Origin of the sequence: Streptomyces pseudovenezuelae, from assembly GCF_001513955.1 — a bacterium.
GTDB classification, from domain to species: Bacteria; Actinomycetota; Actinomycetes; order Streptomycetales; family Streptomycetaceae; genus Streptomyces; species Streptomyces pseudovenezuelae.
The window spans coordinates 91,676-111,681 of the sequence record NZ_KQ948155.1 but is presented as its reverse complement, the minus strand read 5'-3'; the positions used below and the strand labels follow the sequence as shown (position 1 = coordinate 111,681).

The 20,006-nt window shown below is 69.1% G+C and carries 19 protein-coding genes and 2 pseudogenes; 10 read left to right on the top strand and 11 right to left on the bottom strand.

Translation table 11 applies throughout. From position 1 onward, the window contains the following. Window positions 1-11: 11 nt before the first annotated feature. Both AQI94_RS40910 and AQI94_RS40905 read right to left on the bottom strand, forming a co-directional pair. On the bottom strand, window positions 12-1,085 hold the full coding sequence (locus tag AQI94_RS40910; protein ID WP_031056534.1) for a C40 family peptidase: 1,074 nt from the start codon (window positions 1,083-1,085) through the stop codon (window positions 12-14). A 1,279-nt stretch (window positions 1,086-2,364) separates the two neighbouring features. After that, window positions 2,365-3,195 (bottom strand): hypothetical protein, encoded by an 831-nt coding sequence (locus AQI94_RS40905; protein ID WP_031056533.1) that lies wholly within the window; start codon window positions 3,193-3,195, stop codon window positions 2,365-2,367. 332 nt (window positions 3,196-3,527) lie between these two features. Between AQI94_RS40905 and mshA the strand changes: the two genes are divergently transcribed. Then, window positions 3,528-4,865, top strand: coding sequence for a D-inositol-3-phosphate glycosyltransferase (gene mshA / locus AQI94_RS40900; protein WP_031056531.1), 1,338 nt, complete (start codon window positions 3,528-3,530; stop codon window positions 4,863-4,865). Further along, entirely contained in the window at window positions 4,858-5,358 is a 501-nt protein-coding gene (locus AQI94_RS40895) for a type III secretion system chaperone family protein (RefSeq protein WP_031056528.1), read from the top strand. The genes mshA and AQI94_RS40895 overlap by 8 nt, the downstream gene beginning before the upstream one ends. A gap of 109 nt (window positions 5,359-5,467) precedes the next feature. On the opposite strand, the gene AQI94_RS40890 is transcribed toward AQI94_RS40895, so the two are convergent. Further along, on the bottom strand, window positions 5,468-6,304 hold the full coding sequence (locus tag AQI94_RS40890; protein ID WP_037945018.1) for a helix-turn-helix transcriptional regulator: 837 nt from the start codon (window positions 6,302-6,304) through the stop codon (window positions 5,468-5,470). A 49-nt stretch (window positions 6,305-6,353) separates the two neighbouring features. Here AQI94_RS40890 and AQI94_RS40885 point away from each other — a divergent pair, with 49 nt between their 5' ends. Beyond that, the gene (locus tag AQI94_RS40885; RefSeq protein WP_031056522.1) at window positions 6,354-6,779 is read left to right on the top strand and encodes a DUF2000 domain-containing protein; all 426 of its coding nucleotides are present in this window, start codon (window positions 6,354-6,356) and stop codon (window positions 6,777-6,779) included. A 34-nt stretch (window positions 6,780-6,813) separates the two neighbouring features. Here the strand turns inward: AQI94_RS40885 and AQI94_RS40880 are convergent, their stop codons facing one another. Next, entirely contained in the window at window positions 6,814-8,073 is a 1,260-nt protein-coding gene (locus AQI94_RS40880) for an MDR family MFS transporter (protein WP_031056520.1), read from the bottom strand. Between the two features lie 152 nt (window positions 8,074-8,225). Here AQI94_RS40880 and AQI94_RS40875 point away from each other — a divergent pair, with 152 nt between their 5' ends. Further along, on the top strand, window positions 8,226-8,987 hold the full coding sequence (locus AQI94_RS40875; protein ID WP_031056517.1) for a phosphoglyceromutase: 762 nt from the start codon (window positions 8,226-8,228) through the stop codon (window positions 8,985-8,987). An 84-nt stretch (window positions 8,988-9,071) separates the two neighbouring features. On the opposite strand, the gene AQI94_RS44890 is transcribed toward AQI94_RS40875, so the two are convergent. The 3 genes and pseudogenes from AQI94_RS44890 to AQI94_RS40865 all read right to left on the bottom strand — a co-directional run. Next, entirely contained in the window at window positions 9,072-9,239 is a 168-nt protein-coding gene (locus AQI94_RS44890) for a hypothetical protein (protein ID WP_158806404.1), read from the bottom strand. 555 nt (window positions 9,240-9,794) lie between these two features. Further along, a pseudogene (locus tag AQI94_RS45245) lies at window positions 9,795-10,129 on the bottom strand (hypothetical protein); the annotation flags it as partial. Then, window positions 10,114-10,848: pseudogene (locus AQI94_RS40865) on the bottom strand (replication initiator); the annotation flags it as partial. The pseudogenes AQI94_RS40865 and AQI94_RS45245, both read right to left, overlap by 16 nt. A gap of 79 nt (window positions 10,849-10,927) precedes the next feature. On the opposite strand from AQI94_RS40865, the gene AQI94_RS44885 reads away from it, so the two are divergent. Further along, window positions 10,928-11,500: a hypothetical protein gene (locus AQI94_RS44885; protein WP_158806401.1), complete on the top strand. Its 573-nt coding sequence runs from the start codon at window positions 10,928-10,930 to the stop codon at window positions 11,498-11,500. A 302-nt stretch (window positions 11,501-11,802) separates the two neighbouring features. Then, window positions 11,803-12,222 (top strand): DUF6578 domain-containing protein, encoded by a 420-nt coding sequence (locus AQI94_RS40855; RefSeq protein ID WP_031056331.1) that lies wholly within the window; start codon window positions 11,803-11,805, stop codon window positions 12,220-12,222. A gap of 235 nt (window positions 12,223-12,457) precedes the next feature. Here the strand turns inward: AQI94_RS40855 and AQI94_RS40850 are convergent, their stop codons facing one another. After that, on the bottom strand, window positions 12,458-13,024 hold the full coding sequence (locus AQI94_RS40850) for a hypothetical protein (RefSeq protein WP_031056330.1): 567 nt from the start codon (window positions 13,022-13,024) through the stop codon (window positions 12,458-12,460). Between the two features lie 856 nt (window positions 13,025-13,880). Between AQI94_RS40850 and AQI94_RS40845 the strand changes: the two genes are divergently transcribed. Next, complete coding sequence (locus tag AQI94_RS40845) at window positions 13,881-14,351, top strand: hypothetical protein (RefSeq protein ID WP_158806399.1); 471 nt, start codon at window positions 13,881-13,883, stop codon at window positions 14,349-14,351. Window positions 14,352-14,354: 3 nt separating this feature from the next. On the opposite strand, the gene AQI94_RS40840 is transcribed toward AQI94_RS40845, so the two are convergent. Next, on the bottom strand, window positions 14,355-14,603 hold the full coding sequence (locus tag AQI94_RS40840) for an SCO4226 family nickel-binding protein (protein WP_031056326.1): 249 nt from the start codon (window positions 14,601-14,603) through the stop codon (window positions 14,355-14,357). Window positions 14,604-15,053: 450 nt separating this feature from the next. Then, window positions 15,054-15,743 (bottom strand): phosphate signaling complex protein PhoU, encoded by a 690-nt coding sequence (gene phoU, locus AQI94_RS40835; protein WP_031056324.1) that lies wholly within the window; start codon window positions 15,741-15,743, stop codon window positions 15,054-15,056. A 223-nt stretch (window positions 15,744-15,966) separates the two neighbouring features. Between phoU and AQI94_RS40830 the strand changes: the two genes are divergently transcribed. Then, the gene (locus AQI94_RS40830) at window positions 15,967-17,223 is read left to right on the top strand and encodes a sensor histidine kinase (protein ID WP_031056322.1); all 1,257 of its coding nucleotides are present in this window, start codon (window positions 15,967-15,969) and stop codon (window positions 17,221-17,223) included. Next, the gene (locus tag AQI94_RS40825) at window positions 17,220-17,900 is read left to right on the top strand and encodes a response regulator transcription factor (protein WP_015659563.1); all 681 of its coding nucleotides are present in this window, start codon (window positions 17,220-17,222) and stop codon (window positions 17,898-17,900) included. The genes AQI94_RS40830 and AQI94_RS40825 overlap by 4 nt, the downstream gene beginning before the upstream one ends. Window positions 17,901-18,011: 111 nt before the next feature. On the opposite strand, the gene AQI94_RS40820 is transcribed toward AQI94_RS40825, so the two are convergent. After that, entirely contained in the window at window positions 18,012-18,680 is a 669-nt protein-coding gene (locus AQI94_RS40820; protein WP_031056318.1) for a copper chaperone PCu(A)C, read from the bottom strand. Between the two features lie 589 nt (window positions 18,681-19,269). Here AQI94_RS40820 and AQI94_RS40815 point away from each other — a divergent pair. Beyond that, complete coding sequence (locus tag AQI94_RS40815) at window positions 19,270-19,752, top strand: CarD family transcriptional regulator (RefSeq protein ID WP_003953493.1); 483 nt, start codon at window positions 19,270-19,272, stop codon at window positions 19,750-19,752. Window positions 19,753-20,006 lie beyond the last annotated feature (254 nt).

Sequence of the window (20,006 nt, the reverse complement as noted above, 5' to 3'; positions counted from 1 at the left end):
CGTCCGGGTGTTCACGCGTCGGGCCGCACCACGCCGAGTATCGGCATCGATCCCGCCCCGGCGATCGTCACCGTCCGCCCGGGCCGCGGGGCGTGCACGATCGCGCCGTCGCCGAGGTACATGGCGACATGGCTGGCGTCGTCGAAGTAGATGATCAGGTCGCCGGGCCGCATGTCCTTGACGTCGACGTGCTTGAGCTGCTTCCACTGCTCCTGCGAGGTGCGCGGAATGGGCTTGCCGGCGCTCGCCCAGGCCTGTGAGGTCAGTCCGGAGCAGTCGTACGATTTCGGGCCCTCGGCGCCCCATTCGTACGGTTTGCCTATCTGGGTCGTCGCGTAGTCGACGGCGGCCTTCCCGGCCTCGCTCGCCCTGCCGCTGATGTCCTTGAGGATGCCGGAGTCCAGCCAGGCGGTCTGTGCCTGGTGGGCGGCCTGCTCCTCCAGTTCGGCCAGGCGCTTCTTCTCCTTCTCCTCCAGCTGGGACTCGAGCTTCTCGGCCGCCGCGATCTGCTGCTCGACCCGCTTCTTGGCCGTGGCCTTGGCCTTGCGGTTGGCCTCCAGCCGGGTCCACTGGGCGGAGGCGTCGGCGGCGTACTGCTTCAAGTCCTGCTGGGTCCGGGTCAGTTCCGTGATGAGGGCCTTGGTGGCGCGTTGGCCCTGCAGGACACGGCGGGTGCCGTCGAGGAACTCCTGCGGATCGTCGCTCAGCACCAGCTGGGCCCCGTCCGGCAGGCCGTTGGTGCGGTACTGGGCGGCGGCCGCGGCGCCCGCGCGGGCCTTCAGCTTCGCCAGTTTCTCCTGGCCCTTGACGATCTTCTGGGCCAGGGCGACGATCTGCGCCGACTGCTGCTCGGCCTTCTCCTCGGCGGCGTTGTAGGCGTCGGTGGCGACGGCCGCGTCGTGGTAGAGCGCGTCGAGCTGTGTGCGTACGGCTTCGATGTCCTTGTTGGTGACGGCCGTCGGTGAGGCGGTGGGGGAGGGTGTCGGACTCGGTGCGGCGAAGGCGGTGCCCGGCGCCGCCAGCACGGCCATCGCGCCGATCACGGTCACGGCCGTGGCGATCAGACCGCGCTTGCCCGTCCCCATACCCTTGCCCCCAAAGCTGATTTACCGTCAGTAACTTGCGGTGCTCGGGGGATCGTGCCACGTCAGGGCCGAAAGCGACAGAGGTAGGCCTTCCTGGCGTATCCCTTCACGTCCCGGCGCTGCACGGTGCCTCCCCCACTCCCCGCCCCCCGAAGACGATCTCCCCGACTTTGTGACGAACGACTCACCGAGATCGTTCCCCGGCAGGTCAGGGCGTCCGGAGGGATTCCTGGGCGGCATCCCGGAGTTCATGGGCGGCGGGCGTGCCGGGTCTGTCTGCGGGGTGGCTCCGCGGGGTTGGGGGTGGGCAGTCCCGGTGCTTCCGGGCTTCCGGGCGGGGCGAACAGGGGCGGGGTGCGTCGGACATGCCGTGCGGTGCGGTGGCGCGTGGCCTTCGGGTTTCGGGGGGGGGAGGGGTGTCGCGGGGTTCACGGGGGAGGCGAACTGAGGGTGGCATGGGCCCGAGGTTGGTCGTGTGCCGGAGTTCGTGCGTGGCGGCCTGTGCGGGGGGCGAGTGCGGGGACTTCCCGGTCTCCCCGTGCGAGAGGACCGGAGTTTGCGTGTTGCGCGCGCCGGGGGCCACGGGCCGGTACATGGGAGTTCGCCTGAGTGGGCAGGGTGGGCGGGGGTTTGCGCGAGGGGGTGGGTATCGGCGCGGCCGGCGCACGGCGCAGCGGGTTGGCCTGCGCGTCAGTTGAAATGCGGGGGTTCAAGCGCGCGGATGGGCGTCGGCACGCGTGCCGCGCGGTGCAGCGGAGTTCCCCTGCGCGGTGCCGTGCGTCGGAGTTCGTCCGAGTGGCCAGGGTAGGCAGGAGTTCACGCGCGCGGGTGGCATCGGCACACGGCGCACCGGAGTTCGCGTACGCGGGCACCACGCGCCGGAGTTCTCCCGAGTGACCACGCCAAGCGGGAGTTCACGCAAGCGGATGGGCGCCGCCACGCGGCGCACCGGAGTTCACCTCAGGGACAACCATGCGACGGAGTTCACTGAGCGGCCACTATGCGCCGGAGTTCGCCTGCGCGGTCACCGCACGCCCGAGTTCCCCCGACAGGCCACGGCCCGCCGGAGTTCAGGGGACCGCCACCCGGCACGCCCGCGCGTCTTACCCGCCCGCCTTACGCCTGCACGCCCGTGTCACGGCCACCCGGCATCCACGCCCGCACGCGTGTCACGGCCACCCGGCACGCACACACACGCGTGTTACCGCCCCCAGCCCGCACACGCCCGTCCCAACAACCAACACAGCGCCTGCGATCACGCCCCCGCCGCCACGCCAGTTCACCCCACCCGCACCCCACCCGGCGCCAACGCCCCCCACGCCACCGTCACTTCCCCCTGCCGCCACCGTGAAGGGCCGTCCGTCAGCGGCCAGTCGGTGGTCAGGGATCGTGCCGTGCGGATCCATCGCTGACGGGCGCCGTACGAGGCGTAGGGTGCCGCGGCCGCCCACGCGCGGTCGAAGTCGCGGAGGAAGGAGTGCACCGGCTCGCCCGGCACATTGCGGTGGATCAGCGCCTTCGGCAGCCGCTCGGCGAGGTCGGAGGGGCGTTCCAGCGAGCCCAGTCGGGTCGCGAAGGTGACCGTCCGCGGTCCCTCGGGGCCGAGCGCGACCCACACGTGCCGGCGGCCGATCTCGTCGCAGGTCCCCTCGACGAGCAGTCCGCCGCGTGACCCTCGCGCCGGATCGGCCGGAGCCAGCCGGGCACACAGCCGCTCCCAGACGGCGGCCACCTCGGCCTCGTCGTACTGCCGCAGCACATTGGCCGCCCGGATGAGCAGCGGCCGCTGGCTGAGCGGGATCTCGAACCCGCCGTGCCGGAAGACGAGACCCTCGCGTTCGTACGGCTTCGCCGCCGCCACCCGGGCCGGTTCGATCTCGACGCCGACCACGCGCGTGCGTGGAGCGTTCTCGCGGAGCCGGGCGAGCAGTTCCACGGCGGTCCAGGGCGCGGCCCCGTAGCCGAGGTCGACGGCGACCGGGTCGGCGGCGCGGCGCAGCTCGGCGCCGTGCGTGGCCGCGATCCAGCGGTCCATACGGCGCAGCCGGTTGGGGTTGGTCGTCCCGCGCGTGACCGTGCCCACAGGGCGGGAGGCGGCGCGGGATGTCATGCCTAAGAGGGTATGCGGCGGGGACCCGGGTCATCGCGGGCCGGAGGCGGTCGCCCACCCCGGCCAACCCACCCCGGCCACCCCACCCCGACCACCCCCGGCCCACCGCACTGCACTGCACAGCACTGGACCGCACCGCGCCGCGGCATCCCACCGCCCCCGGACTCCCCGCACAGCCAACGCCCCCACCCATCGAACGGTTGAGCGACTCCTGGTAATACCTAGGCAAAAACCACCCCGCCCGGAATGGGAATGCCGCCCTCCGGTGTTCCTCCCTCGGAGGGCGCCCCACGCCCTTCGCCAGGCATGCCCGCTGCAAGGAGGAACGCCACGTGAGCCAGTACGTCAGCAGGCTCCAGCGTCGCTCCCAGGCCGCACCCCACCGGCTGCGCCTGCACCGCCGCCCCCGCCGCGTCGCCATGCTCTCCGTGCACACCTCACCGCTCCACCAGCCCGGCACCGGCGACGCGGGCGGCATGAACGTATACATCGTGGAGCTCGCCCAGCGCCTCGCCGCGATCAACATCGAGGTCGAGATCTTCACGCGCGCGACGACCGGTGGTCTCCCGCCGACCGTCGAGATGGCCCCCGGCGTCCTGGTCCGCCACATCGACGCGGGCCCCTACGAGGGCCTCAACAAGGAGGACCTCCCCGCCCAGCTGTGCGCCTTCACGCACGGTGTGATGCAGGCCTGGGCCGGTCACCGCCCCGGCTACTACGACCTGGTCCACTCGCACTACTGGCTCTCCGGCCACGTCGGCTGGCTAGCCGCCCAGCGCTGGGGCACCCCCCTCGTGCACGCCATGCACACCATGGCCAAGGTCAAGAACGCCAACCTCGCCGACGGCGACACCCCCGAGCCCGCCGCCCGCGTCATCGGCGAGACCCAGATCGTCGCCGCCGCCGACCGCCTCATCGCGAACACCGCCGAGGAGCGCGAGGAACTCGTCCAGCACTACGCGGCCGACCCCGGCAAGGTCGCCGTCGTGCACCCCGGCGTGAACCTCGACCGCTTCCGCCCGGCGGACGGCCGGGCGGCGGCCCGCGCCCGTCTCGGTCTGCCCCAGGACGCCCTGATCCCCCTCTTCGCGGGCCGCATCCAGCCCCTGAAGGCCCCGGACATCCTCCTGCGGGCCGTGGCGGTCCTGCTCGACCAGCGCCCCGACCTGCGCTCCCGCATCCTCGTCCCGGTCGTCGGCGGCCTCAGCGGCAGCGGCCTCGCCAAGCCGGAGGGCCTGCAGAAGCTGGCCTCCCGCCTCGGCATCGCGGACGTCGTACGGTTCCAGCCGCCCGTCGGCCAGGAACAGCTCGCCGACTGGTTCCGGGCCGCCTCCGTGCTGGTGATGCCCTCCTACAGCGAGTCCTTCGGCCTGGTCGCCATAGAGGCCCAGGCGGCCGGCACCCCGGTGCTCGCGGCGGCGGTCGGCGGGCTGCCGGTCGCCGTGGCCGACCGACGGACCGGTTTCCTCGTACGCGGGCACGACCCGGCCGCCTACGCGCGCGTGCTGGGCGACTTCGCCGACGACCCGGCGCTCACGCCCCGCATGGGTGAGGCGGCCGCCCGGCACGCCCAGTCCTTCGGCTGGGACACCGCGGCCGCGGCGACGGCGGACGTGTACGCGGCCGCGGCGCAGTCGTACCGGCGTCACGTACGCTCCCACCATGGCTGAGGCAGAGAAGGCAGCGCAGGTCATCGAGGGCGTCCTCAAGGACACCGAGGTCGAGTGGGAGAGCCCCGCGCCCGGCAACTACGTCGTGCAGCTGCCCGGCACCCGCAAGCTGAAGACGACCGTCTCGCTCCTCGTCGGCCGCCACTCCCTCTCCGTGAACGCCTTCGTCATCCGCCACCCCGACGAGAACGAACCCGGCGTCCACCGCTGGCTCCTGGAGCGCAACCTCAAGCTGTACGGCGTGAGTTACGCCGTCGACCGGCTCGGGGACATCTACGTCGCCGGCAAGCTCCCCCTCGCCGCGGTCACCGCCGACGAGGTCGACCGCCTCCTCGGCCAGGTCCTGGAGGCGGCCGACGGCAGCTTCAACACCCTGCTGGAGCTGGGTTTCGCCGCCGCGATCCGCAAGGAGTACGAGTGGCGGGTGGCCCGGGGCGAGTCGACGCGCAACCTGGACGCGTTCGCGCATCTGACCCAGCGCTCGCAGGACTGACCCCCGGGGAGTCAGCGCTGCCCTGTGCCCAGTGGGGCGGAAGCGAGCTGGACGGCTGCTCGGCGGCACGGTCGGTGTCAGCGGCGGCGACCAGGGCGGCGCCGCGACGCTAACCCGCGCCGATCACCGGACGGACGCCTTCCGTGGATCTCCCGACGCCGCTGCGATAACGCCCCGGCGTCACCCCCACCAGCCGCTTGAAGTGCCGGGTGAGATGGGCCTGGTCGTGGAAACCGGTGAGCGCGGCGACCTCGGCGGGACCCTGCCCGGCGAGCAGCAGCCGCCGGGCCCGGTCGACCCGGCGGGAGGTCAGGTACTGGTGCGGCGCGATGCCGTAGGCGGCACTGAACGCCCGTACGAGATGCGCCGGATGGGCCTGTACGACCCCTGCCGCCGCCTCCAGCGACAGCCCCTCCACGACCCGCTCGTCGAGGAGTTCGCGCAGCCGGCGGGCGAGGGCGGGGTCCCGGCGCGCGGGCCCGTCGTGCGGCGACGGCCGCAGCAGACTCCTGAGCCGGTCGCCGATGAGCGTCAGCCTGCTCTCCGCCTCGAACTCCTCCCCGGGCCTGGCCAGCGCCGTGTGCAACTGCCCCACCCGCTGCCGCAGTACGGGGTCCCGCAGGTCGGGGCCGTCGACGGCGGGCCCGATGAGCTCGTCGCCGAGGTGGGTGTGGTCGAGGTAGAGAACCCGCTTGCGGAAGCCGTCGGGAGTGGCGGGCGATCCGTTGTGCGGGACGTGCGGCGGCAGCAGCGACACGGTGTCGTCCGGCGTGCCGTGCTCGTGCCGGTCGAGGTCGTACCGTACGGCCCCGTCGTCCACGATGAGCAGCGTCCACGCCTCGTGCACGTGCATCGGGTACGCGTACTCGGTGAAGTGGGCGTGGAAGACCTCGGTGACGCCCGGGACGGTGGGACGCCACGCGGTGACGTTCTCCCGGGTGGCCATGCAAAGAACGTACAAGACGAGGTCGTACGGTGCCCGCCAGTCTCGTCCCATGAGTACTGAACCCATCCGCTTCGACACCAAGATCGCCGTCCTGCTGCGCGAGGACCTGGAGACCTGGCAGCGCCTGAACGTCACCGCGTTCCTCGTCAGCGGCCTCGGCAGCCAGGCGCCCGAGGTGGTCGGCGAACCGTACGAGGACGCCGACGGTGTGCCCTATCTGCCGATGTTCCGGCAGCCCGTGCTGGTCTTCGAGGGCACGAAGGAGACCCTGACGGCGGCCCACGCGCGCGTGCTGTCCCGCTCGCTGCCGCGCGCGCTCTTCACGAGCGACCTGTTCTCGACGGGCAACGACCGGGACAACCGAGCGGCGGTCCGGGCCGTCGCGACGAGTGAGCTGGATCTGGTGGGCCTCGCGGTGTACGGGCCGCGCAATGCCGTGGACAAGGTGCTCAAGGGCGCGCGGATGCATCCGTGACGGATCGGGGCGTGCGCACGCATTCCGTGACGGATCAGGCCGCGCTCGCCTCGGCGGCGGCGGACTTCTCGGGTACGGCGACCTCGGCGGCCGTCTCCCCGGACAGGCGCCGCATGAGTGCCGCGTACCCCACCGCCGCCACCGTTCCGACGACCGCGCACAGCCCCCACAGCCACCGCGCCCCGAACCGGTCGATGACGAAACCGGACATCAGGGGTGCCACGAGGGCGGCGACGGACCAGGACAGGGTGTACATGCCCTGGTAGCGGCCGCGGCCGTGGGCGGGGGAGAGGCGGACGACGAGCCCCGTCTGGGTGGGGGCGTTGATCATCTCGCCCAGGGTCCACACGCACACGGTGAGGGCGAAGAGGCCGACGGACCCGGCGAAGGCGGTGAGCCCGAAGCCGTATCCCGCCAGCAGGGACGAAACGACGAGCAGCCGCTGCGGGTCCCGGTCCTGGATGAAACGGGTCACCGGGATCTGCAGTGCGACGATCAGGACGCCGTTGAGGGCGATGGCCAGGCCGTAGTCGGCGGGCGTGAACCCGGCCTCGCCCATCGCGACGGGCAGCCCGATCGAACCCTGCTGGAAGATCACGGCGACCAGGAAGGACAGCCCCACGACACTCATGAACCGCCCGTCGCGCAGGACGGTGCCGAGGCGGACGTCATCGGGCGCCTGAGCGGACTGCTGCAGGACGGGCCGGGACTCGGGCAGCTTGAGGAAGACGACGACCGCGCAGACGGCGGTCATCCCGGCCTCGATCAGGAAGCCGGCGAGATAGCTGTACTCGGCGATGAACCCGGCGGCCATGGAGGAGACGGCGAAACCGAGGTTGATGGCCCAGTAGTTGAGCGAGAAGGCCCGGACCCGGTCCTCGGGCCGCACGATGTCGGCCATCATCGCCTGCACGGCCGGGCGGGAGGCGTTGGAGGTCATCCCGACCAGGAACGCGACGGCGGCGATGGCGACCGGGTGGTGCATGAAGCCGAGCAGCGCGACGCAGGCGGCCGTGGCGGACTGCGCGACGAGGAGGGTGGGCCGCCGCCCGAGCCGGTCGGTCATCACCCCGGCCCCGATCGAGGAGACGACCCCGCCCAGCCCGTGCAGCGAGGCGACGAGACCGGCGTAGGAGGCGGAGTAGCCGCGGTCGAGGGTGAGGTAGAGGGCCATGAAGGTGGCGACGAAGGCACCCAGGCGGTTGACGAGGGTGCTGATCCACAGCCACCAGAACGCGCGGGGCAGCCCGGAGACGGTCTCGCGTGTGGCGCGTCTCAGGGTGGCGAGTGGCATGGACGGACCCCCGTGCGTGTAAGCGGCTCAGCTGGTGAGCACAACTTACGAAGCCGAGATGACCAGGAGCCACTCAATTAACAGATCCCGTCAACCGTCCGTCTGTCGAGCGGCCTCCGCCCGGACCGAAGGCGTGGATTACGCTCATACGCATGGCCGACGCACCGTACAAGCTGATCCTCCTCCGCCACGGCGAGAGCGAATGGAACGCGAAGAACCTGTTCACCGGCTGGGTGGACGTCAACCTCAACGAGAAGGGCGAGAAGGAGGCAGTCCGCGGCGGCGAACTCCTGAAGGACGCCGACCTCCTGCCCGACGTGGTCCACACGTCCCTCCAGAAGCGCGCGATCCGCACCGCCCAGCTCGCGCTGGAGTCCGCGGACCGCCACTGGATCCCGGTCCACCGCTCCTGGCGCCTGAACGAACGCCACTACGGCGCCCTCCAGGGCAAGGACAAGGCGCAGACCCTCGCGGAGTTCGGCGAGGAGCAGTTCATGCTGTGGCGCCGCTCCTACGACACCCCGCCCCCGCCCCTCGAGGACGGCACGGAGTTCTCCCAGTCGGACGACCCCCGCTATGCCACGATCCCCCCGGAGCTCCGCCCCCGCACGGAGTGCCTGAAGGACGTGGTCGTCCGCATGCTCCCGTACTGGTACGACGGCATCGTCCCGGACCTCCTGGCCGGCCGCACGGTCCTGGTCGCGGCCCACGGCAACAGCCTGCGCGCCCTGGTCAAGCACCTGGACGGCATCTCCGACGCCGACATCGCGGGCCTCAACATCCCGACGGGCATCCCGCTCTACTACGAACTCGACGCGTCCTTCAACCCGGTCACACCGGGCGGCAAGTACCTGGACCCGGAGGCGGCCGCAGCGGCCATCGAGGCGGTCAAGAACCAGGGCAAGAAGAAGTAAGCAGAGCTGAAGAAGCCCCCTACCTGCGGATTTTCCGCCGGGAGGGGGCTTCTATGCGCTGGGGCCGTGTCTGGGCCGTCGCAGTCAGATGAGGTGCAGTCTCACCCGGACCGAAACGAGGAAGGCCGGCGGGAGGACTGCGAGAGGTTCGGCACCGACCCACATGGCGAGGGCCGAGCCGCCGAGGCCGACCAGCCCGAGCGGCAGCTCGCGAGGGATGAGGTCGATACGCAGACCGGGTCGTGGCACCATGGGTTTCTCCGTAGGACGCATGACTTCTCCTCTATCAGCGGTGAATAAGCGTGCCGACGGGTGAGGGGCCGCTCATGCCAGTGAGTGGCCCCTCTTCTTCTCGACGGCATGGTGGACTTTAGCGACTTAATAGCGGACGTAACAAATCCCCAGCTAAAGCCGCCGGAGTAGTCGTATGCTTCCAGTTTCAGAACGCCGTGATCTTGGCGTGAAGAGTGGCCCTTCAGGTGCCGTGACGCCACCACCTACGAAAATTCGTAGGTGCCCCACCAGCAAGGCGGGAGCGGCCTCGTTCGGCCAGGGGCCCACCTGGCCAGGAGGCCAGGTGGGTGGCCTGGCAATCTTGCATCGGGCTCGAACATTCGTGTGTGGTGATTCCAAATGCTGGCTTCGGCAATGTTGGCCGGGGTGGAGCATTCGTGTGTGGTGATTCCAAATGCTGGCTTCGGCAAAGTTGGCCGGGGTGGAGCATTCGTGTGTGGTGATTCCAAATGCTGGCTTCGGCAATGTTGGCCGGGGTGGAGCATTCGTGTGTGGTGATTCCAAATGCTCTCTTCATCGCGCGAACACGGTAGCGATCACCTTGCGGGTGCGCTCCTGGCTGGACGGCATGAGGTGGGCGTACACGCGGAGCGTCAGGCCCGGGTCCGAGTGGCCGAGGAACTCGGCCAGGGCCTTGACCGGCCCAGGAAGCGGCACGTCCGGAGCTTGCCACCCTTGCGCGGGGCGAACACGGCCTTGATCCGGCTCAGCTTGAGTTGCTGGACCACGTGGAGCGTGCCCGCCTCGAAGTCGATCGCATCGGCGGCCACACCGAGGATCTCGCCCTGTCGCAGCCCGCAGCCGCCACCTAGGTCGACCATGTCCTGGAACCGATGGCGTAGGTCAGCAGCTCCGCGGTGGCCAACGACGGAGGCGGAGTTTCACGGCCGCCGGGGCCGTCGAGTCGGATGACGGCGTGGAAGTGGATGGCGCCGCGCTTTTGGTACTCGGAGACCTTGGCGAAGGACACGCGGGCGTGGTCGCGGAGACGGCGTTGGGAGAGGCCCGCGCGCTTGGCGACCTCCCGGCGGAGGTAGATCGAGAAGCGTCGCCAGAGTTGGCCCGCGTGGGCGTTCCAGAGGACGGCGGCTTCGTAGTCGTAGGTGTCGGGGTTGAGTGGGGTTCCGAGGGTGTCGTCGTCCTGGTCGTGGTGGGTTCCGCAGCGGCAGGGGCGGCCGTCGGTGCGGCGGTTGTGGACGGGGCCGAAGCCGGGGGCGGTGAAGGTGGCGAAGACGCGGGGGTGGGCGCCGACCTGTTCGGGGGTGCCTTTGCCGCCGCGGAGTCCGGCGGTGATGAGGTGGAAGGTGTCGCGGCGGTAGACCTCGGCGCAGGCCGGGCAGCGGGTGGTGCGGCGGTTGTTGCAGCGGACGAGGAGTTGGCCGGCGGGGAGGCTGGTCGAGTCGAGGTGCTGGAGGGTGCGGCCGATCTCGCCGGTGGTGGTGTCGAGGTCGTATTCGGTGCGGTGGCCGTCGAGGCGGATGGGGTGGGTGCAGCCGCCGAGGCCGGAGAGCTGGCGGAGGATACCGGGGAGGGTGCCTTGGGCGGCCAGGTTCGCGAGTTCCGGCACGGGGGCCGGGGTGGTGCGGGTGAAGATGGCGAACAGCAACGTGCCAGGGCCACACGCTTCACCGTGCCATGATCTCGCTATGGGTGCATCGACCGAAATTGAACTCTTACAACGAATAGCAGTTTTAGCCGCTCGAGATGAGCGGACACGGGCCGCGCGTGCCGAGCGATCCCTTGAGATCGACAGCCTCAGGCAGGACTTCCCTCCTGAGACCATCGGCCTAGTTGGAGGGGGACACGAGTCCGCTTGGTTCTTTGTGGAAGCGATCGGCTGCTACCTCCATGGCTTTGACGCAGCAGCCCTTGTATGCGCCCATGCGTCGTGCGAACGAGAACTTGCGGGACGCGTGAACCACTCGGGCGCCAATGCGCCGAGAGGATGGGAACGTTGGGGACTCGGCGCCCTCCTCCAGTACGCAGCCACAGAGGGTTGGTACACGGCGTCTTCGCAAGCCCTGCTTGAGGAAGTCAACCGAAAGCGGCGCGAGTTCTACCACTTCCGCAGCGAATGGACGCCGGACAGCATCGTGACGCGCACCTACCAGCAACTCCCCTGGCGCGGTAAGGACAGCGCGCGGGAGGACATGGCCCAGGTCCTCCGCGCTGACGCCCTCCAAGCTCTTCGTGCCGCCTTCATCCTTCGATCGGAATAGTGCAAAACAGCAGTCAGTAACACGCCCAGTGCCTCCGCTGTCCTGCCCTCCCCGCACCGACGGGACATCGTGGAAAGCAACACAGCGCACCCGATCGAACGTGCTGTCCGGGCGGGACGGCGACCGAGGACCTGCAGTTCTCTGTATCAGTGCGCTGATCGACACACCTGGTGGTGGGCGGAGCGGCCGGACGAACCGCTGACGGCCCGAGGGACGAGCCCGGATCGAACTCCCGAAGCGGGTGTCGTAGAGCATGCGCGAAGTCCCTGAGGAGTTCCGGCCGCTCGGCGGACAATGGCGTCATGACGTTGACGATTTGGGTCGATGACTGGCAGATCCAGTGCTGCGGACAGAGCTTCGTGCCAGGGGATGTTGTCTCCTGGACGCTGCTGGAGGTCGATCCGGAGGATTACGCCGGCGTCGTTGGCAGCCAACGTGCAGATGAGATCGACTTCCGCGAGGAGCATCACGGCCAGGGGGAGGGGCACGCACCGACCTCAGTAGAAGTGGTGTCGATCGCCGAGGTGCACTGTCGTTACGAGGTACCTCCGGGCGCTAAGGACAATGTGAACCGCCCCGTTCCTGGCACGACCGTGCTGGTTCCGGCCAAGAAGGCGGACGGGTGGGCGAAGGCCAGGTCGGACGTTCGCTTCGCGGGCTATCTGGTGACGGCCCGGCGTGCCACAGACGGACCAGAAGGTCCGGCTGCTCGCGGTCGATGAAGGAGCCGGCAGGGCATGCTTCCTGAGATCGAGCTGGAGCCACGGATCAGGTGGCCTTCTGCCACAGGCACCTCACCAGCAGGACGCATCACCAGTGAGTGTCTCACTGCGTGACGACGCCCATGAACAACGGCGAACAAGCGCGAACACGTACGCACTATCAGCCCAGGTGAGGGACGCCCAAGCCCAAGGCAGTGTCCTCCCTCAAGTTGCTTCGGGACGAAGAAGTCGTCGGCTATCCGCACGAATCGCAAACGCCCGTCGAAGGCAGTTGGACGAAGCAGCGCTCACAAACACGGGCGGGCTTATCCGTGCGTTCGCGACGGCGTTCGACGGCGGCTTGCAGTCTGGGGGCGAGGGCCGGCACACCGCCGTCAGGGGGCATGGTCGCCCCAAAATGGCGGTAGCAAGCAAGGCGGGCGTCGGCAGCGTGGTGCTCACGTTCCAACTCGTCATCTACCGGCGGCTCTCCGGCGACCGCCAGAACTTCCTTGTAGCCGCTGCCTACCTTGCCGTCGTCTGTATGGACCACCAGAGCTGTCAGTGGTGGGTCGCCCCGACGGTGGGCTTCACGTACCACCCGGCCCAAGATCGGACCGATCCAGTTGTGCAGGAGAGTCCTGGTCCGGATACCCGTGCGGCTCTGGATCTCTTCCGCCAACTCCTTGTAAGTGATCACTGCGTGATACGTCTGCGCAACGCCTACGAGGATCAAGTAGGCCTCGGCGCCCCAGGCTTCGCGTGCCTCCTGGCCCGTCGGCTTGGCAATGCCGATCTCAGGCCCAGATTCTCCCTGGCTCATCCCCACCCCGTCGTGCTCTCGATCGTTGGCACTCTCTTGCATCCTCCCCCGCAAAACGACGACAGCACCATGTTTCTGTGCGTACTCGCCGCCGTACGCCAACGACTCCGCCGGCAGCGTCGGCTGCGCGAGCAATTCGAACCCTCAGATCATCTACGGGGCACATCCAAGGCACCCAAGTACGCCTAGACAACAGTCAGTCGAACAGCTCACCCAGCCACACGCGTCCCAGGTTGTAGGGGGAACTACAGGAAACACCGGGGAATCGAGCGGCGGTTTACCTGTGGCGCCAGCTCCGTTGCCCGCAGGTCACCATGGCAATCCACGACCAGTGGACACGAGCTTCCCAAGCTGATGGCTTCTCCCTATGAGACTCCGCAGGTCTTGCAAGCAGTTGCCCCACAGGGTCCCCGCCCGCACTGTCTCTGCCAGACTCGCTTCATGGGGCGCTGCGCTGGGGTGACACGGCAGGGGCGAGCGTGCGGAAACCCGGCCGGATGGAACGGCTACTGCCATCTGCACGGTGGTGGAGGCCGACGAAGCTTAAGCCCAAGTGTCTGTCTCTACTCCTCCCCGACTTCCGCGCCTGCCGAGGCGTCCGGAACCGCAGCCTGGTTCGAGGCATTGCGTAACGCGGTCAGCCGACGCCCATAGCGGTGGTGGCCAAGGACGACCAAGACGACCACCAGCCGTACGAGCCCACCGCCCTTGACCAGCAAAAAACCAGCTCACCAAGATTCCCGGCAAGACCCACGGCAAGAAGAAGTAGCCCTTTCGATATACACCCTGGAGCGCCGTTCCGCCCGGGATAGTGCGAAACGCGGTGTCACTCACCGTGTCGATGTCACCCTGAACCGTGACATCGACACCATTCGTGCCGTTCCTCGGCGTCGTGCTCGGGGGGCTCGTGTCGACGGTGGCCCAGTACTCGCTGGGGCGGGCGTCGGAGCGGGCCGAAATGCGGCGGAGCATGCGGGAACGCGTCGAGGTACGGCGGGGTGAGCGCGTCACCCATCTCATCGACTTCCTGTCCGCGGTGCAGGAGGCCGAACGGGTCGCCGTGGACCGCTACCACCACGGTGTGAGCGACGAACCGTGGCAGGCGCGCGCGAAGCAGTCCATCGACAGGATGTGGGTGGCGCAGAAGACCATCCACATGCTGTGCGGTGCCGAGGTCAACGAGGCGGCGCGTCGTCTGGCGTACGACGTGCAGAACGTGATCCGGAAGGGGCCCGGTCCGGGGGAACCCCAGGACGAGAGGGTGTGGGCGTACATCCGTCCCAACCGCCGGGCGTTCCTCGATCTCGTACGCGAGCACCTGGAGTAGGTGTCAGACCGACAGCGGCATCGGGTGGATCTCGTCCGCCTTGTGTCCCGTCCGTTCGTGGATGCGCTGGACCGCCTCCGGTGACGGTGCCTCCGAGAGGCAGTACACGAGGCCGGACTCCGGGTCCGCCCAGGCGTGCTCGAAGTGCACGCCCTCTTCGTTCTCTATCGCGAGGTCGGCCTTGTGGGCCTCCATCAACTGGTCGGCCGTGATGCCCTTCATCCCACGGTGTACGTCCATGAACCGTGCCATGGCCTGCACCTTCCTGCCGTCCCCGAGCCGAGCGGTCACCCCTGAGTCCCCCTTCCCCATGCTCCCCCTCCCGGCCCGCCCGGGTGACCCGAAACGACGAGGGGCCCCGGGATCACCCGGGGCCCCTCACCGTCGTACGAGATCAGCCGCACTGGCACGGACTGCCCGACTGGCACCCGCACCCGCACCCCGAGCCGCAGCCGCACGCGCCGATGACCGTCAGGGTCCTGATCGCGGCGGGCTGCTCGGTCGGGCGTTCCTGCGTGGGGTCGGGCTGGGGAGTGCTGGGGGATTCGGCCATGGGTCCCTCCTAGAGGCGAGAGCCGGAACGTGCCGACTGCCGGACCGACTGTCGGATCAGGCCCTGTGCCCATTGGATGCCCGCACCCCTGGGCGCATCAACGGCGCACAGAGGCTCGCGCACGCCTCGGACGGACCGAGGGCGCCGGTTCAGGCCCCCTCGACCCCCGTCACCGGCTGGATCTCCTGTTGGAGATCGTCCGCGTGCTCACCCGTCACCAGGTACACCACGCGCTTGGCGACCGACACCGCGTGGTCGGCGAACCGCTCGTAGTAGCGGCCGAGCAGGGTGACGTCCACCGCCGTCTCGATGCCGTGCTTCCACTTGTCGTCCAGCAGGTGCTGGAAGAGCGTGCGGTGCAGCAGGTCCATCTCGTCGTCGTCCTGCTCCAGCTGGAGCGCCAGGTCGACGTCCTTCGTGACGATCACCTCGGCGGCCTTCGCCATCAGGCGCTGGGCGAGCTGGCCCATCTCCAGGATGGTCGCGTGCAGGTCGTTGGGGATCGCCCGCTCGGGGAAGCGCAGCCGGGCCAGCTTCGCCACGTGCTGGGCCAGGTCGCCGGAGCGCTCCAGATCGGCCGACATGCGCAGCGAGGTGACGACGATCCGCAGGTCCGTCGCCACCGGCTGCTGGCGGGCGAGCAGTGCTATCGCCCTGGCCTCCAGGTCGTGCTGGAGGTCGTCCACCTTCTGGTCGGCCTCGATCACGCTCTCGGCCAGCTTGAGGTCGGAGTCGAGGATGGCCGTCGTGGCGCGTCCGATCGCCGAGCCGACCAGCCGGGCCATCTCCACCAGACCGTCGCCGATCGAATCAAGTTCCTCGTGGTACGCGTCCCGCATCAGGGTTCCCTCTCGTACGTCATTCCTGTGGGTTCCAGGGGCCAAAACCGGCCGTGAAACCGGTGCTGCGTACCCCACGCTCCCACGTTCGGCCCCTTACGCGTCCGTTTCCGCCCTCCCAAATGAACCAGTACTGGCTCCAAGGTGAACTCTGGGCGACGAGTGTTCGAGCTCGCACTCGGACGGCTGTGGCCAGGACCGATCCCATGCCTAACCTGGTGGCATGGACGTGAACGCGGCGGTCGCCGCAGCGGCAGCGATCGCCGGTGTGCTCACCGGTGTCATCGCGATGCTGGCGTTCCGCTGGAGCGAGCGGGAGCAGAAACGCCCCACCCGCACCTCCCTGCACACGGACCCGGTGCTTCCGCCGGGCGTGGACACCGTCCTCTCCGTGCTCCGCTCCTCGGCCGTGGTCCTCGACGAGGCCGACGCCGTCGTCAAGGCCAGCTCCGCCGCGTACGCCCTCGGGCTGGTCCGCGGCGGCAAGCTCTCCGTGGAGCCCATGCTCCAGATGGCCCGGGACACCCGGAGGGACGGGGAGATACGCCAGGTCGAGCTGGACCTGCCCAGGCGGGGCACCGGACGGGGGGAGGCCCTCGCGGTCTCCGCGCGGGTCGCGCCCCTCGGCTCCCGGCTGGTGCTGCTGCTGGTGGAGGACCTCACCGAGGCCCGGCGGATCGAAGCGGTGCGACGGGACTTCGTCGCGAACGTCAGCCATGAGCTCAAAACCCCTGTCGGCGCGCTCTCCCTCCTCTCCGAGGCCGTCATGGACGCGTCGGAGGACCCGGAGGCCGTGGAGCGCTTCGCCGGCCGTATGCAGATCGAGGCCACCCGCCTGACCAGCCTGGTCCAGGAACTCATCGACCTCTCCCGGGTGCAGAACGACGACCCGCTGGAGGACGCCGAGCCCGTCCGCGTGGACGAGCTCGTCGCCGAGGCCATCGACCGCTGCCGGCACCAGGCCGGCACCAAACAGATCACCATGGCCGCGGCCGGCGCGGCCGAGCTGCGCGTCTGGGGGAACCGCGGCCAGCTTGCCGCCGCTCTCGGCAACCTCGTCGAGAACGCCGTCAACTACTCACCCGCCCGCACCCGGGTCGGCATAGCCGCCCGCCGGGTGTCCGTGCCGAGCGGCGACCTCATCGAGGTCGCCGTCACCGATCAGGGCATCGGCATCTCCGACAAGGACAAGGAGCGCATCTTCGAGCGCTTCTACCGCGTCGACCCGGCCCGCTCCCGCCAGACCGGCGGTACGGGCCTCGGTCTCGCGATCGTCAAGCACGTGGCCGCCTCGCACGGCGGGGAGGTCACGGTGTGGAGCTCGGAGGGACAGGGCTCCACGTTCACCCTCAGGCTGCCGGAGGCGGGCGCGGCCCGCGACCGCGCGCTCCAGCACCCCGACCTCGACGACGAGGACGGGACATCCACATCCGGGTCGGCCACCTACGACCCGCTTCCCGCCCCGGAGGTCCTTCCGTGACCCGAGTGCTCGTCGTCGAGGACGAGGAGTCCTTCTCCGACGCCCTGTCGTACATGCTTCGCAAGGAGGGCTTCGAGGTCGCGGTCGCGACCACGGGCCCCGACGGACTCGACGAGTTCGAGCGCAACGGCGCCGACCTCGTCCTCCTCGACCTGATGCTGCCGGGCCTGCCCGGTACCGAGGTCTGCCGCCAGCTGCGCGGCCGCTCCAACGTCCCCGTCATCATGGTGACCGCCAAGGACAGCGAGATCGACAAGGTCGTCGGCCTGGAAATAGGAGCCGATGACTATGTCACCAAGCCGTTCTCCTCGCGCGAGCTGGTCGCCCGTATCCGCGCCGTCCTGCGCCGCCGCGGCGAGCCCGAGGAGGTCACCCCGGCGGCCCTGGAGGCCGGTCCGGTCCGCATGGACGTGGACCGCCACGTGGTCACGGTCTCCGGCTCCAAGGTCGACCTGCCCCTCAAGGAGTTCGACCTGCTGGAGATGCTGCTGCGCAACGCGGGCCGCGTCCTGACCCGTATGCAGCTCATCGACCGGGTGTGGGGCGCCGACTACGTCGGCGACACCAAGACCCTCGACGTCCACGTCAAGCGCCTGCGCGCCAAGATCGAGCCCGACCCGGGCGCGCCGCGGTACCTGGTGACGGTCCGCGGTCTCGGATACAAGTTCGAGCCGTAAACAGCCGTAAACAGCCGCAAGGAGCCGCGGAGAGCGGCTGCCGTACGCCGAAGGGCGGGACCTCCTCGGAGGTCCCGCCCTTCGTGTCGTACGAGGGTGTCGTACGGCCGCTCAGTGGCCCGCGGCCGACTCGGTGGCCGTCGCGCTCGCGGAGGCCGCGTCGGTCGCCGTGGCGGAGCCGCTCGGCGTGGCCGCACCGGTCGGGGTCGCGGAGCCGGTCGGCTTCGGCTTCGGCGGGGTCTGCGGAGCCGACGGGACCGCGCTCGGGCCCCACTTGCTGTAGTAGCTGTCGGCCGGGACCACGAAGGCGCGGACGCTCACGTCACCGGTGGTGCTGAGGGTGAAGGTGACCTTCTGGGCGTTGCCGTTCCTGACGCTCTCGCCGATCTCGCTCACCGCGGCGGAGGCGTTGCCCTTGCCGCCGAGGATGACCGAGCCGTGCGCCGGAACGGTCACCTTGCCCTTGCCCTTGGCGGGCGTGATCTCGGCCTTGCCGCCGCCGTCGACGCTCACGGACTCCAGCGTCTGGGCCGTGTCGCCGGAGTTGAAGACGGTGGCGGACACGACGGCCGGGCCCGTGGTCTCACCGGAGGCCTCGGGGGTCGCCTGGGTGATCACCACGACGTTCTGGAGCTTGATGGCGCCCACGCGGGTCTCCGCGTTGTCCGGCTTGACCTCCAGGGTCTGGGCGTTGCTGCCGGCCGCACACGCGGAGAGCGCGGCGATCGAGAACGCGATGGCGGAGGCGGCGAGGGCGCCGCGTCGAAGGCTGCTGCTCACGGCGGCGGCAACTCCTTGACTTGAGCGGGGCGGCCCGTAAAGCCGCGCTAAGTGTCTGTCAGCGGCCTTAGGTTACCGAGCCGTTCCCGCAGGGCCGCACCCGACCCTCCCCAAGAGGCGTGTCACTCGGTTCACAAGTGACCCCTGAGTCACTTGTACCCCGCACTCCGGCGCTCGTCCGGCATTCACATAAGAGTCTTCGGCATCCAGTGGCAAAACTTCCGTGAAGGAATGCGCGATCACCCCCGGAATTGATCACGGCCTGATCCGCCGGCCGTGCGTGATCAATTCCGGAATCGGCGGGGAAGTGACTCCGGACACCGAACGGAGTAGCGGAAGTCGCACACATGGAACCGGACATTTGGGGACGTTAGCCCACCTGGAGGGGCCTCCGGATGTGTGTAACGTACGCGTTTCACCTCGCCCGGAGAGCCGCTCCGACCTGCGAATTCCTTGTTCCGCTCAGCCTCCGCAGCACGTTCCTGTTGCTGTTGTCAAGCCCCGAGATATGCCCTGACCTGCGAAAACGCCATTCAGAACCCGCAGTTTCCGTGTTACCCTGGATAGCCACGGAAGGGGTACCTGTCACATGACGTTCAAGGTTGGCGACACCGTGGTCTATCCCCATCACGGGGCCGCGCTGATCGAGGCCATCGAAACTCGCCAGATCAAAGGCGTGGACAAGACCTACTTGGTGCTGAAGGTCGCCCAGGGTGACCTGACGGTACGTGTGCCAGCGGACAATGCGGAGTTCGTCGGCGTGCGTGATGTGGTCGGTCAGGACGGGCTGGACCGGGTCTTCGAGGTGCTGCGCGCACCGTACGCCGAGGAGCCCACAAACTGGTCCCGTCGTTACAAGGCAAACCTGGAGAAGCTCGCCTCCGGCGATGTCATCAAGGTCGCGGAAGTCGTGCGTGACCTGTGGCGTCGTGAGCGCGAGCGCGGACTCTCCGCAGGTGAGAAGCGCATGCTCGCCAAGGCTCGGCAGATCCTGGTGAGCGAACTCGCCCTCGCGGAGAACACGAACGAGGACAAGGCCGAGGCGCTGCTCGACGAGGTTCTCGCGTCCTGAGCGTCACTGTGCAGGCATCTCGCCCGCTCAGCTCAGCACACATTGAATCTGAATTGCCGCACTGAAATGCCGCGGTGCCCGATGACGCAACTGCTGTCGCCGGGCGCTGCGGCATGTCTGTCTCCGGATGTCGGATCCATGACGTCCGGACCATGACGCCCCGAGTGCCGTGCGCCTGTTCCTCTCGGAGAAAGATCCCCCGATACTTGGCGTGCCGGGCCCGGGCAGCTGGCTCGACCGGTGTCACGGAAGGG